The organism is Nocardioides sp. BP30 (genome assembly GCF_029873215.1).
In the GTDB taxonomy this organism is placed as follows: Bacteria; Actinomycetota; Actinomycetes; order Propionibacteriales; family Nocardioidaceae; genus Nocardioides.
On record NZ_CP123620.1, the window covers coordinates 1,690,118 to 1,703,628 of the forward strand.

The 13,511-nt window shown below is 72.0% G+C and carries 13 protein-coding genes; 9 read left to right on the forward strand and 4 right to left on the reverse strand.

The genetic code is table 11. The features are described from left to right. The first annotated feature begins 24 nt into the window (after positions 1-24). Positions 25-1,791 (forward strand): proline--tRNA ligase, encoded by a 1,767-nt coding sequence (locus P5P86_RS07945; protein ID WP_280610782.1) that lies wholly within the window; start codon positions 25-27, stop codon positions 1,789-1,791. 291 nt (positions 1,792-2,082) lie between these two features. Here P5P86_RS07945 and P5P86_RS07950 read toward each other — a convergent pair whose 3' ends face one another. After that, complete coding sequence (locus P5P86_RS07950) at positions 2,083-2,502, reverse strand: DUF4439 domain-containing protein (RefSeq protein ID WP_280610783.1); 420 nt, start codon at positions 2,500-2,502, stop codon at positions 2,083-2,085. After that, the gene (locus P5P86_RS07955; RefSeq protein ID WP_280610784.1) at positions 2,499-2,993 is read right to left on the reverse strand and encodes a hypothetical protein; all 495 of its coding nucleotides are present in this window, start codon (positions 2,991-2,993) and stop codon (positions 2,499-2,501) included. The genes P5P86_RS07950 and P5P86_RS07955 overlap by 4 nt, the downstream gene beginning before the upstream one ends. A 90-nt stretch (positions 2,994-3,083) precedes the next feature. Here P5P86_RS07955 and rimP point away from each other — a divergent pair, with 90 nt between their 5' ends. The 8 genes from rimP (at position 3,084) to P5P86_RS07995 (ending at position 11,614) form a co-directional block, all read left to right on the forward strand. Next, positions 3,084-3,569: a ribosome maturation factor RimP gene (gene rimP, locus P5P86_RS07960; RefSeq protein ID WP_280610785.1), complete on the forward strand. Its 486-nt coding sequence runs from the start codon at positions 3,084-3,086 to the stop codon at positions 3,567-3,569. After that, positions 3,569-4,546: a transcription termination factor NusA gene (nusA, locus tag P5P86_RS07965; RefSeq protein ID WP_280610786.1), complete on the forward strand. Its 978-nt coding sequence runs from the start codon at positions 3,569-3,571 to the stop codon at positions 4,544-4,546. The genes rimP and nusA overlap by 1 nt, the downstream gene beginning before the upstream one ends. Before the next feature lie 108 nt (positions 4,547-4,654). Then, positions 4,655-4,957, forward strand: a complete 303-nt coding sequence (locus P5P86_RS07970) for a YlxR family protein (protein WP_280611225.1) — start codon at positions 4,655-4,657, stop codon at positions 4,955-4,957. Positions 4,958-5,065: 108 nt separating this feature from the next. Beyond that, positions 5,066-7,987: a translation initiation factor IF-2 gene (gene infB / locus P5P86_RS07975; RefSeq protein WP_280610787.1), complete on the forward strand. Its 2,922-nt coding sequence runs from the start codon at positions 5,066-5,068 to the stop codon at positions 7,985-7,987. Positions 7,988-8,122: 135 nt separating this feature from the next. Continuing rightward, positions 8,123-8,602: a 30S ribosome-binding factor RbfA gene (rbfA, locus tag P5P86_RS07980; protein WP_280610788.1), complete on the forward strand. Its 480-nt coding sequence runs from the start codon at positions 8,123-8,125 to the stop codon at positions 8,600-8,602. Further along, positions 8,602-9,489, forward strand: coding sequence for a tRNA pseudouridine(55) synthase TruB (gene truB, locus P5P86_RS07985; protein ID WP_280610789.1), 888 nt, complete (start codon positions 8,602-8,604; stop codon positions 9,487-9,489). The genes rbfA and truB overlap by 1 nt, the downstream gene beginning before the upstream one ends. Positions 9,490-9,561: 72 nt before the next feature. Further along, entirely contained in the window at positions 9,562-10,494 is a 933-nt protein-coding gene (locus P5P86_RS07990; protein WP_280611226.1) for a bifunctional riboflavin kinase/FAD synthetase, read from the forward strand. Positions 10,495-10,588: 94 nt separating this feature from the next. Next, on the forward strand, positions 10,589-11,614 hold the full coding sequence (locus P5P86_RS07995) for a DUF475 domain-containing protein (RefSeq protein ID WP_280610790.1): 1,026 nt from the start codon (positions 10,589-10,591) through the stop codon (positions 11,612-11,614). Positions 11,615-11,658: 44 nt separating this feature from the next. Here P5P86_RS07995 and P5P86_RS08000 read toward each other — a convergent pair whose 3' ends face one another. After that, positions 11,659-12,300, reverse strand: a complete 642-nt coding sequence (locus tag P5P86_RS08000) for a LuxR C-terminal-related transcriptional regulator (RefSeq protein ID WP_280610792.1) — start codon at positions 12,298-12,300, stop codon at positions 11,659-11,661. After that, the gene (locus tag P5P86_RS08005; protein ID WP_280610793.1) at positions 12,252-13,463 is read right to left on the reverse strand and encodes a sensor histidine kinase; all 1,212 of its coding nucleotides are present in this window, start codon (positions 13,461-13,463) and stop codon (positions 12,252-12,254) included. The genes P5P86_RS08000 and P5P86_RS08005 overlap by 49 nt, the downstream gene beginning before the upstream one ends. Positions 13,464-13,511 lie beyond the last annotated feature (48 nt).

Here is a 13,511-nt window from a genome sequence, read left to right on the forward strand (position 1 = left end):
GGCGCCGCCAGTAGCCTTCTGCCCATGCTGGCCCGGATGTCGACCCTGTTCCTGCGGACCCTGCGGGAGGACCCGGCCGACGCCGAGGTGCCCAGCCACCGGCTGCTCGTCCGCGCCGGCTACATCCGCCGCGCCGCGCCCGGCATCTACACCTGGCTGCCGTTGGGCCTGCGGGTGCTGCGCCGGGTCGAGGACATCATCCGCACGGAGATGGACCGGATCGGTGCCCAGGAGGTCTCGTTCCCCGCGCTGCTGCCGCGCGAGCCCTACGAGGCGACCAACCGCTGGACCGAGTACGGCGACGGCATCTTCCGGCTCAAGGACCGTAAGGACGCCGACTACCTGCTCGGGCCGACCCACGAGGAGATGTTCACCCTCCTGGTCAAGGACATGTACAGCTCCTACAAGGATCTGCCGCTGAGCCTCTACCAGATCCAGACCAAGTACCGTGACGAGGCCCGGCCGCGCGCCGGCCTGCTGCGCGGACGCGAGTTCACCATGAAGGACTCCTACTCCTTCGACATCGACGCGGCCGGCCTGGAGGCCTCCTACCAGGCGCACCGCGACGCCTACGTCCGGATCTTCGACCAGCTCGGCTTCGACTACGCGATCGTCAAGGCCACGGCCGGCGCGATGGGCGGCTCGAAGTCCGAGGAGTTCCTCGCCAAGGCGGACGTCGGCGAGGACACCTACGTCCGGTGCACGCACTGCGACTACGCGGCCAACGTGGAGGCCGTAGCCGTCCGGGCTCCTGCGGCACGCAGCGTCGAGGGTCTCGCGGCCGCGCACGTCGAGGACACCCCGTCCACGCCGACCATCGAGTCGCTGGTGGCGCTGCTCAACGAGAAGCACCCGCGGGCGGACCGGCCGTGGGCGGCCGGTGACACCCTGAAGAACGTCCTGCTCACGCTCAAGCACCCCGACGGCACCACCGAGCCCCTGGCCATCGGGCTGCCGGGGGACCGGGAGGTCGACACCAAGCGGCTGGAGGGGCAGCTCGAGCCGATCGAGGTCGCCCCGATGACCGAGGAGGAGTTCGCCAAGCACCCGGCTCTGGTCAAGGGCTACATCGGCCCCGAGGTGCTCGGCGAGGAGTCCGCGAGTGGGATCCGCTACCTCGTGGACCCGCGGGTCGTGACGGGCACCGCCTGGGTCACCGGCGCCAACGAGGCCGGCAAGCACGTGCTCGACCTGGTCGTGGGGCGCGACTTCGGCCCCGACGGCACCATCGAGGCGGCCGACGTCCGCGATGGCGATGCCTGCCCGCATTGCGACGAGGGCACCCTGGAGACCGCCAAGGGCATCGAGATGGGCCACGTGTTCCAGCTCGGGAAGAAGTACGCCGAGGCTCTCGGCCTGCAGGTGCTCGACGTCAACGGCAAGCTGCAGACGGTCACGATGGGCTCCTACGGCATCGGCGTCACCCGCGCGGTGGCGGCCATCGCCGAGGGCACCCTCGACGAGATCGGGCTGTGCTGGCCGCGCCACATCGCGCCCTACGACCTGCACCTGGTCGCGACCGGCAAGGACCAGGCGGTCTTCGAGGCCGCGGCCCGGCTGGCCGACGAGCTCACCGCCGCAGGGCTGGACGTGCTGTACGACGACCGTGAGAAGGTCAGCCCCGGCGTGAAGTTCAAGGACGCCGAGCTGATCGGCGTGCCCACCATCGTGACGGTGGGGCGCGGCCTGGCCGACGGTCTCATCGAGGTCAAGGACCGGCGCAGCGGTGAGAAGACCGACGTGGCGACCGCCGACGCCGTCGCACGACTCACCGCCCTGGTGAACGGCTGACGCCGGCCCCGCTCGGCTGACGCCGAGGGATTTGCAACTTTGTGCAGTGCACAGAGGTGAACCGGCTGCACCCTTCCGCGGCACCGCTGCTCCTTGCACAATTATGCATGCGGGGCGACGCAGATCCCCCACACTCCGAAGTCGGCGGAGCTCCGCCAGGCCCACGTGTCCAGGCCTGAGATGGCGCTCGCGCGCCGGTTGGCCCCGGGGGACGTCTCGGGAGTTCCTCGTGGCCAACCGACGCGCGAGCCTCGCGTTCGTGCCCCGATCGGTGGGCCGCGCGGCGATCGCTCAGACGATGCCGGGCAGGTCGGACGGCTTGCCGCCGAAGCCGAGTTGCCGTACGGCGGTGGCGCTCAGCCAGCCGATCGACCGGGTGCGGTCCGACCCCGTGGTAGCCGCGACCAGGTCGCCGTACCCGACAGCCGAGGCCTGCTCGAGGGCGAGCGCCGCCGCGCTGACCCCGGCCGACGTGCCGAGGCCGGCGGGCAGGTCGTAGGCGGGTGCGGCGCCCGGGGGAGCGATGTCACCCAGGGCCGCCAGTCGCTCGGCCAACGCGTCGCGGGCCGCCCGGTGGAAGTCGTAGGAGGCGCGCAGCGCGTCGGCGAGCGCGCCGGGTGACGTACGGGTGCTCAAGGCGGCGAGCACGTAGACAGCCGCGTGCTCGGCCGCCAGCGCGGTGCGCAGCCGCGCGACCAGGGTGTCGCTCATGCCGCAGCACCTGCGGTGCGTTGCGCGATCGCCGCGCTCATCGCGCCCAGGAGCCGGGCCAGGTCGCCGTCCTGCGCGGACGCGGCCCGAGCTACCAGCGCGGCGGCGAGGGCGCGCTCGCGGGCATCGACCGCCGCGAGCAGGGGCCCGGCACCGAGGGCGACGGCGGACCCGGCGGCGGACGCGGCGTCGAGCGCCTGCAGGTGACGAGCGTGCATGCGGACCAGATCCGCGATCAGCGGGTCGGCCTCCCGATGGGGGAGCAGCGAGGCACGCAGGTCAGCGATCGCCCGTACGGCGTCGTCGACGAGGGGCTGGTCGGGATTGGCGGGGGCCGGAGGGGTGCTGCGCGGAGCCCGCAGCCGGTCCGCCCCGGAGTCGAGCCGGTCCTCGACCTGGTCACGCGAACAGCCGCTGAGCAGCAGGGCCAGCGGCGCCGCTGCCAGGCCCAGGGTCGCCCGCCGGGACAGGGCGGAGGGGGGCGGCGTCACGCCGTCGAGCCTAGCGGTCGCACCCCCTGCGGACCCGGTAGGGTGATGCCTCACAACTGCACCCCACAACAGGATCGGGAGGGATGACCCATGAGTGGACCCGGCGCGACCCCGTCGCGGATCGAAGCCGCCCTCGCCGACCAGCTGCGAGCCCTGGGCCTCGACATCGAGGCGATCGAGCTCACCCCGGCCGGCAAGCGGCGCGTGCTGCGGATCGCCGTGGACAAGGACGGCGGGCTCACCCTGGACGACGTCGCGGACGCGACCCGTACGATCAACGAGATCCTCGACGACCCGGCCAACGCGAGCGTGATGGGCGAGCTGCCCTACACCCTCGAGGTGACCTCGCGCGGCGTCGACCGGCCGCTGACCCTGCCGCGACACTGGCGGCGCAACCGGGGTCGCCTGGTCAAGGTCACGCTGGTCGAGGGCGGCGCGGTGACCGGCCGGATCGGTGGGTCCGACGAGGACAAGGTCACCCTCGAGATCGAGGGTGAGGAGCGGCCGGTGGCGTACGCGGACATCGCGAAGGCGCTGGTGCAGATCGAGTTCAAGAAGATCGAGGAAGACGACTGATGGACATCGACCTGAGCATCCTGCGCATGCTGGAGCGGGAGCGCGAGATCTCCTTCGACGTGCTCGTCGAGGCGATCGAGCAGGGCCTGCTCACGGCCTACCACAAGAGCGCGGGCGCCCAGCAGCGTGCGCGCGTCGAGCTGGACCGCAAGAGCGGGCACGTGCGCGTCCTGGCCGCGGAGCTCGACGACGAGGGCAACCAGATCGGCGAGTACGACGACACGCCCGACGGCTTCGGTCGCATCGCCGCCACCACGGCGCGGCAGATCGTGCTCCAGCGCCTGCGCGACGCCGAGGACGAGGTGCGGTTCGGCGAGTTCTCCGGCAAGGAGGGCGACATCGTCTCCGGGGTGATCCAGCAGGGCCGCAACCCCGACGACGTGATGGTCGATCTCGGCAAGCTGGAGGCGCTGCTCCCGGTCAGCGAGCGCGTCCCCGGTGAGCGCTACGAGCACGGCACCCGGATCAAGTGCCTGGTGATGAGCGTGCGCAAGGGCATGCGCGGTCCGCAGATCACGCTCTCGCGCAGCCACCCCAACCTGGTCAAGAAGCTGTTCGCGTTCGAGGTCCCCGAGATCGCCGACGGGTCGGTGGAGATCGCCGCCATCGCGCGCGAGGCCGGCCATCGCACCAAGATCGCGGTGCGGGCCACCGCACCGGGCGTCAACGCCAAGGGCGCCTGCATCGGTCCCATGGGCCAGCGCGTCCGACAGATCATGACCGAGCTGCACGGCGAGAAGATCGACATCGTGGACTGGTCGGAGGACCCCGCGGCGATGGTCGCCAGCGCGCTCTCGCCGGCCCGGGTGAACTCGGTCGAGATCGTCGATGCGGCCACCAAGTCCGCGCGCGTCGTCGTACCCGACTACCAGCTCTCGCTGGCCATCGGCAAGGAGGGACAGAACGCCCGCCTGGCCGCTCGGCTGACCGGTTGGCGCATCGACATCCGCAGCGACGAGGAGGGCGCCGGGGCCTGAGCGGCCCCGGCAGCACCCCCGAACCGGGGCCACGGCGGTCCCGGTTCGGTATCGGCTGGCCCGAAGCGGTAGAGTTTCTCCTCGGTGGCACTCCCTGACGACACGATCATGCCCGGACCCGTCCGGACGTGCGTGGGTTGTCGGGTCCGGGCCGCCAAACGCGAGTTGTTGCGGGTGAGCGTGGGTCTCGTGGGCGGCCGGAAGGCCGTCCTCCCTGATCCGACGGGCACCGCACCCGGCCGCGGGGCGCATCTGCACCCCAGCACCGAGTGTTACGACCTCGCGGTACGGCGCAAGGCGTTCCCCCGAGCACTGCGGTGCGAGGGCGGGATCAGTGCGGCGGCCGTGGGTGAGTACCTCGACTCGACGACCGTGATGGATCCGACCAGGAACTGGAGCAACAGCTCATGAGCACTCGATGAGTATCTCGCGATGAGCCCCCTCCGCTGTTCACACAGCAACAACCACTAACGGTCTCGAGGAACACCCGACCCGGGTCTTGAGGCCAGAAGGAGAATTGTGGCCAAGACCCGAGTTTCCGAACTCGCGAAGCAGTACGGCATCACCAGCAAGGAAGCGCTGGAGAAGCTGAGCGCTATCGGCGAGTTCGCCAAGACTGCCTCCTCCAGCATCGAGCTGCCGGCGGTGAAGAAGTTCGAGGCGACGTACGCCGCCGAGCTGTCCCAGCAGGCACCGGAGAAGCCGAAGGCTGCGCCGGCGCCTGCCGCCACGCCGGCCGAGAAGCCGGCCGAGAAGGTCGCCGACAAGCCTGCCGACAAGCCCGCTGAGGCGGCGCAGCCGGCACCGGCCCCCGCGGCCTCCGAGCGGCCCGCTTCGGCGCCGTCCGCCCCGGCGGCCGCGGCCCCGTCGGCGCCGTCCGCCCCGGCAGGCCCGCGCCCGGGCCCCAAGCCGGGCCCTCGCGCCGAGGCCCCCGCGCCTGCGGCACCCAAGCCCACCCCGGCCACGCCGGCGGCGCCCGCCGCGTCGGCCGGGTCGGCTAGCCCGGCCAGGCCGGCGCCCAAGGCGCCGTCCCCGAAGGCTCCCTCGCCGGGCCCGCGTCCCGTCGGCCGACCCGGCGCGCCGCGCCCGGGCAACAACCCGTTCTCCTCCAGCCAGGGCATGGGCCGTCGGCCCGCTGCGCCCGGGCCGCGTGATGGTGGTGCCGGTGCACCGACGAGCGGTACGCCGGGCGACCAGCGCCCGCCGCGTCCGCCGGCGGCTCGTGACGGTGGCGCCGCGCCGCGTCCGGGCATGCCGCGTCCCAACCCGGCGATGATGCCGAAGTCGCCGGCCGCCTTCGGGTCCCGCCCCGGTGGGGCCCCCGGCCGTCCCGGAGCTCCGGGTCGCCCGGGTCCGGGCGGTGCCGGTCGTCCCGGCGGCGCCCCCGGTCGCGGTGGTGCTCCCGGCGGTGGCGGTAACCGCTTCGGTGCTCCGGCCGGTGCCGGCGCCGGTGGTCCCGCCGGCGGTGGTCGTCCCGGTGGCGGCGGTGGCCGTCCCGGTCAGCGCGGCTCCACCCAGGGCGCCTTCGGTCGTCCCGGTGGTCCCTCGCGCCGTGGCCGCAAGTCGAAGCGGGCCCGTCGCCAGGAGTTCGAGGCCATGGAGGCCCCGACGATCGGCGGCATCCGCGTCCGCAAGGGCAACGGCGAGACCGTTCGCCTGCCGCGCGGCGCCTCGCTGACCGACTTCGCCGAGAAGATCAACGTCGACGCCGCTCAGCTCGTCCAGATGCTGTTCAGCCTGGGCGAGATGGTGACCGCCACCCAGTCCGTGGGCGACGAGACCCTCGAGCTGCTCGGCGAGGAGCTCAACTACGTGGTGCAGGTCGTCTCGCCCGAGGACGAGGACCGCGAGCTGCTCGAGTCCTTCGACATCGAGTTCGGCGAGGACGAGGGCGACGAGTCCGAGTGGGTCGTGCGCCCGCCGGTCGTGACCGTGATGGGTCACGTCGACCACGGTAAGACCAAGCTGCTCGACGCGCTGCGCAACGCGAACGTGGTCGCGGGCGAGGCCGGTGGCATCACCCAGCACATCGGTGCCTACCAGGTCACCACCGAGGTCGGTGGCGAGGACCGCAAGATCACCTTCATCGACACCCCGGGTCACGAGGCGTTCACCGCCATGCGTGCCCGCGGTTCGCAGTCCTCCGACATCGCGGTCCTGGTGGTCGCGGCGGACGACGGCGTGATGCCGCAGACGGTCGAGGCGCTCAACCACGCCAAGGCCGCCGGCGTCCCGATCGTGGTCGCTGTCAACAAGATCGACAAGCCGGAGGCGGACCCCACCAAGGTCCGCGGCCAGCTGACCGAGTACGGCCTGGTGCCCGAGGAGTACGGCGGCGACGCGATGTTCGTCGACGTCTCGGCGAAGTCGAACCTCAACCTCGACAAGCTCCTCGAGGCCATCGTCCTGACGGCCGACGCCTCGCTCGACCTGCGGGCCAACCCGACGCAGGACGCCCAGGGTCTGGTCATCGAGGCCCACCTGGACCGCGGTCGCGGTCCGGTGGCCACGGTGCTGGTCCAGCGCGGCACCCTGCGGGTGGGCGACTCGATCGTCGCCGGCCCGGCCTTCGGCCGTGTCCGAGCGATGCTCGACGAGTACGGCAACGAGCTGTCCGAGGCCATGCCGGCCCGGCCGGCGATGGTGCTGGGCCTGTCGGCGGTCCCGGGTGCGGGGCAGAACTTCCTGGTCGTCGAGGACGACCGGATGGCCCGCCAGATCGCCGAGAAGCGCGAGGCGCGCGAGCGTGCTGCCATGCAGGCCAAGCGCCGCGTCCGCCGTACGCTCGAGGACTTCATGGCCTCCATGGAGAAGGGCGAGAGCCAGGAGCTCAACCTCATCCTCAAGGGCGATGTGTCCGGCTCGGTCGAGGCGCTCGAGGACGCCCTGTCGAAGATCGACGTGGGCGGCGACGAGGTCTCCATCCGCGTCATCGACCGTGGTGTCGGTGCGATCACCGAGACCAACGTCGACCTGGCCGCCGCCTCCGACGCCATCATCATCGGCTTCAACGTCCGCCCGCAGGGCAAGGCGACCGAGATGGCCGAGAAGGAGGGCGTGGAGATCCGGTACTACACCGTCATCTACCAGGCCATCGAGGAGATCGAGGCAGCGCTCAAGGGCATGCTCAAGCCGGAGTACGAGGAGCGGACCCTGGGCCAGGCGGAGATCCGCGCGATCTTCCGCAGCTCCCGGGTCGGCAACATCGCCGGTTGCTACGTCACCAACGGCCTCATCCGGCGCAACGCCAAGGTCAGGGTCATCCGCGACGGGAAGACCGTCGCCGACAACCTCGACCTGGCCTCGCTCAAGCGGGAGAAGGACGACGCCGCCGAGGTCCGCGAGGGCTTCGAGTGCGGTCTGGTGCTGCGCAACTTCCAGGACATCAAGGAAGGCGACGTCGTCGAGGCCTTCGAGATGGTCGAGATTCCGCGGAGCTGATCAACGCCGAGAGGTCAGTTTCTGTGGGTCGAGTGGTCACCAAGTGCCACGATGATCTGCAGGAACTGACCTCTTGCCGCGCCGAAACTGACTTCTCGACCCGCAAGAAGTGACCTCTCAACGAGGAGAAGAGACATGAGCAACCCGCGCGTGCGCAAGATCGCCGACCGGATCAAGGTGATCGTCGCGCAGATGCTGGAGCGCCGGATCAAGGACCCGCGGCTCGGCTTCACCACCGTCACCGACGTGCGGGTGTCGGGGGACACCCAGCAGGCGACCGTGTTCTACACCGTCCTGGGCGCTGACACTCCCGCCGAGCTCGCCGGGACGGCCACAGCACTGGAGTCGGCCAAGGGGCTGATCCGCTCGGAGGTCGCCAAGCAGCTGGGGATGCGGCACGCCCCGTCGCTGGAGTTCGTCCACGACGCGCTGCCCGAGACCGCCCGCCACCTCGACGAGGTGCTGGCCAAGGCGCGCGCGCAGGACGAGGCGGTGGCGGCATCGCGGGGCAGCGACTACGCCGGCGGCGAGGACCCGTACAAGAAGCCGCGCGAGGAGGAAGACCTCGACGACTGGGACGACGGGGATGAGGCCGACCAGGGGGACGACGACTGATGCCCGCCGAGTCCGGCCTGGTCGTCGTCGACAAGGCCGGCGGGATGACGTCGCACGACGTGGTCGCCCGGGTCCGCCGACTGGCCGGCACCCGCAAGGTCGGCCACGCCGGCACGCTCGACCCGATGGCCACCGGCGTCCTGATCGTGGGTGTGGAGCGGGCGACCCGGCTCCTCGGGCACCTCATGCTCACCGAGAAGAGGTACGACGCGACGGTGCGCCTCGGCGTCACCACGAGCACCGACGACGCCGAGGGCGAGTTCGTCGGGATGTGGAGCACCGCCACCCTCGACGAGGACCAGGTCAGGGCCGCGTTCGCCGAGCAGGTCGGTGACCTGCTGCAGGTGCCGAGCGCCGTCAGCGCGATCAAGGTCGACGGCAAGCGGGCCTACCAGCGGGTGCGCGAGGGCGAGCAGGTGGAGCTGAAGGCACGGCCGGTCAAGGTCCACGAGCTCGTGGTGCACCGGCTGCGTCGCGACCGCGGCGGCCCCGGCGGGGAGCTGTACGTCGACGTCGACGTCTCGGTGCGCTGCTCCAGCGGGACCTACATCCGTGCGATCGCGCGCGACGTGGGCCAGTCCCTCGGCGTGGGCGGGCACCTGACAGCGCTGCGTCGTACGGCCGTCGGCCCCTACGGCCTCGAGGTCGCCCACACGCTGGAGAAGCTGTCGGAGGACTTCGCCGTGCTCCCGCTCGCAGCGGCGGCACGACGCGCGTTCCCGGTGCTCGAGCTCACCGAGGAGCAGGCGCAGGAGGTGCGTTACGGCCGGCCGCTCAAGCTCGGCCTGGAGCACCTCAGCGCCGTGTTCGCCCCCGACGGCGAGTTCCTCGCGCTCTACGAGCCGGCCGGCGCCGTACGGGCGAAGCCGACGGCCGTCTTCGTCTGAGCGGGCCGGCGTCCCGACGGTGGCACGGCGGGTGAACCGGGCCTGGCGGGGTCGTCTAGGGTGATCCTCGTGGTGAAGCTGTGGCGAAGCCTCTCCGAGGTGCCCGAGGACCTGGGTCGCACCGCTGTCGTCATCGGCAACTTCGACGGCGTCCATCGCGGCCACCAGCACGTCGTACGGCGCGCCCACGAGCTGGCTGCCGAGCGGGACCTGACCCTGGTCGCGGTCACCTTCGCGCCGCACCCGATGGCCGTGCTGCGGCCCGAGCACGCGCCGGTCATGCTGACCACCCTGGAGCAGCGTGCCGAGCTGCTCGCCGACGCCGGGGCCGACGCCGTGCTGGCACTGCCCTTCGATCGGGACGTGGCGGCCTGGACGCCCGACGAGTTCGCCGAGCGGGTCCTGGTCAGCCGGCTGCACGCGGCCGTCGTGGTGGTGGGCGCCAACTTCCGCTACGGCAACCGCGCCGCCGGCGACGTGGCGTGCCTGAGCGACTACGGGGCCCAGCACGACTTCGTCGTGGAGGGCATCGCGCTCGACGGCGGTCCGCAGGTGTGGTCGTCGACGTACGTGCGGACCTGCCTGGCATCGGGTGACGTCGCGGGTGCGGCCGAGGCGCTCGGCCGGCCCTACAGCATCCGCGGCGTGGTCGTGAAGGGCGATCAGCGCGGACGCGAGCTGGGCTACCCGACAGCCAACGTGCCGGCCACCGGGGCATGCGCTGTCCCGCCGGACGGCGTCTACGCCGGGTGGCTGACCCGGCGCGACACCGGCGAGACGTTCCCCGCGGCGATCAGCGTGGGCACCAATCCGACCTTCGACGGGGTGGTGGGTCGTCGCGTCGAGTCCTACGTGTTGGACCGCACCGACCTGGACCTGTACGGCGTCGAGGTCGACGTCGCCTTCGCCGAGCACCTGCGCGGCATGGTCGCGTTCGAGTCGATCGACGCGCTGATCGCGCAGATGGGTGCCGACGTCGACCGCACCCGCGCCCTGCTGGACTGAGGCCGACCGGCCGCTTCGCCGTCAGGGTCCGTTCAGGCTGCGTGCCGCCGGCCGCGGTGGGGGAGCATCACCGGGTCCCGGTTAGGGTTCGCCCGTGATCCTGCGCACCTTCGGCTGGTCCTTCGCCCTGACGATCGCGGGCCTGGTGGCGGCGCTGCTCTACGGCGGCGGCCACGCGCTGGTGATCACCGCGATCCTGGTCGTGCTGGAGGTCTCGCTCTCCTTCGACAACGCCGTGGTGAACGCGCGCGTCCTGGCGCGGATGTCGGCCTACTGGCAGCGGCTCTTCCTGACCCTCGGGATGGTCATCGCCGTCTTCGGGATGCGTCTGGTCTTCCCCCTGCTGGTGGTCGGCGCGACAGCGCACATCTCGCCGTGGCGGGCCTGGCGGCTCGCCCTGGAGCGCGGCGATGCCGAGGAACCGGGGTCCTACGGCTACCTGTTGCGCGATGCCCATCCGGCGATCGCTGCCTTCGGCGGCGTCTTCCTGCTGATGATCTTCCTCGACTTCCTGCTGGACCAGCACAAGTCGCTGCACTGGCTCGGCCCGATCGAGCGTGGCATCCAGCGGCTCGGTCTGGTCGACAAGGCGGCGGTGATGATCGCGCTCGGCGTCGTGCTCGCGTTCGCCGCGATCTACCGCGAGCACGACGGCCAGATCCTCGCCGCCGGCCTCGCCGGCCTGCTGTGCTACCTGGTCGTGAACGGCGGCGCGCATCTCTTCGCGGGCGTGGGGGAGGGCGCCCAGCTGGCCCTCGCCACCGGCACGGCCGCCTTCTCGTTGTTCGTCTACCTGCAGGTACTCGACGCCAGCTTCTCCTTCGACGGCGTCATCGGCGCCTTCGCCATCACCGTCGACCCGGTGATCATCGCGCTGGGTCTGGGCATCGGCGCGCTCTACGTCCGCTCGCTGACGGTGCTGCTGGTGCGCAAGGGCACGCTCTCGGAGCTGGTCTTCCTCGAGCACGGGGCGCACTGGGCGATCGGGGCGCTGGCGGTGCTCCTGCTGGTCAGCGTCGAGCACGAGGTCCCCGAGGTGGTCACCGGGCTGATCGGGGTGGCGTTCATCGCCGCGGCGCTGGTCAGCTCACTGCGGCGCAACCGGCTCGCACCGGCCTGAGCCGGCCTGAGCCGGCCTGAGCCGGCCTGAGCCGACGCGTCAGGTCACACCCGCAGCCACGCGAGCACCGCCCGCACCCGCCGGTGATCGTCCTCGTCCACCGGCAGGTCGAGCTTGGTGAAGATCGCGTTGATGTGCTTGGCCACCGCCTTCTCGGTGACGCTGAGCCGCTGGGCGATCGCGGCGTTCGAGCGGCCCTCCGCCATCTGGGCCAGGACCTCCCGCTCGCGCGGCGTGAGGCGCTCCACCGGCTCCTCGCGGCGGCGGGCCATCACCGCCGCGACCACTTCGGGGTCCAGCACGGTGCCACCCGCGGCGACGCGGCGTACACCGTCGGCGAACTCCGCGACGTCGGCGACCCGATCCTTGAGCAGGTAGCCCACCGCGCCGGTCCCCGACGCGAACAGCTCACGGGCGTAGAGGGACTCCACGTACTGCGAGAGCACCATCACCGGGAAGCCCGGCCGCGCCGTACGGGCCTCGATCGCCGCACGCAGGCCCTCGTCGGTGAACGTCGGGGGCATCCGTACGTCGAGGACCGCGGCCTCCGCGGCCGGGTCGGCGAGCGCCGCGGAGAGGTCGGCGGCGTGGTCGATCGCGTGCAGGATGGTGAACCCGCGGCTCTCGAGCAGCTGGGTCAGCCCGGCCCGGAGGAGGGCGTTGTCTTCGGCGAGGACAAGGCGCACGGGACCTCCAGGGTGATGATCGTCGGGCCGCCGGCGGGGCTGGCCACGCTCATCGTCCCGTCGAAGGCCGCCAGCCGGCGCATCACCCCCAGCATGCCGGAACCGGCCGTCGGATCGGCGCCGCCGCGGCCGTCGTCGCCGACGATGGCCCGCATCATCCCGTCGCGGTGGCGCATCCGCACCCAGGCATGCTCGGCCGCCGCATGCTTGCCGACGTTGGCCAGGCACTCGGCGACCGCGAAGTAGAGCGCGGACTCCACCGGTGCCGGCGGCCGTCCGTCGAGCCGTGCCTCGACCTCGACCGGGAGGGGGAGGTCCAGGGCGAGCGCCTCGACCGCGCCGGCCAGGCCGCGGTCGGCGAGCACAGGCGGATGGATGCCGCGCACGACGCTGCGCAGGTCGCCGAGCGCAGCGGTGGTGGTGGCCCGGGCCTCGCTGACCAGCCGGCGGGCACGCTCGGGGTCGGCGTCGAAGGCCTCATCGGCCATGCCCAGGCTCATCGAGAGCGCGACCAGGCGTGCCTGGGCGCCGTCGTGCAGATCCCGCTCGAGGCGGCGCAGCTCGGCCGCCGAGTGGTCGGCGACCTCGGCGCGGCTCTCGGTCAGGACCGCTACCCGCTGCTCCAACAGCTCCGTGCGGCCGTAGGAGAGGAACAGGCCGTCGAGCCGCGCGCGGGCTCGCATGATCGGCTCGGTGCCGAACCACCACAGGATGCCCGTCACCACGCAGAGCAGGAGCATCACCTCGAGCAGGGCGAGGGCGAAGCCGAGCGTCAGCGAGACCAGTGCCCAGGCGAACTCGCGCCAGGTCATCGGGTCGCGCGCCCAGATCACCACCCGGCCGATGAAATGGGTGCCCGCCGGCACCGGGAGGTGGTCGCCCGGGACGGGCACGCCCAGGGTGCGTGCCGCCATCGCACGGTGGCGGTCCGCCAGCCAGCGCAGCACGGGCAAAGACCAGGGCACGATGACCAGGCCGATGCAGATCACCGAGAGCGCGCCGCCCACCACGGTGAGCACGAAGGCCGCGAGGGTGGGCGCCCACATCAGCAGCTGGCCGCCGGCGTACAGGGTCAGCCGGACCCGCCCGGCGACGGGTGGGTCGGCGGGCAGGCCGCCGGGGCGCTCCGCGGGGAGGTCGGCGGAGACGGGCACGGTGGTCACCTTCCCATCCTGGCCTGCCGCGGGCCGGCGCGCAGTGGTGCTGGCACC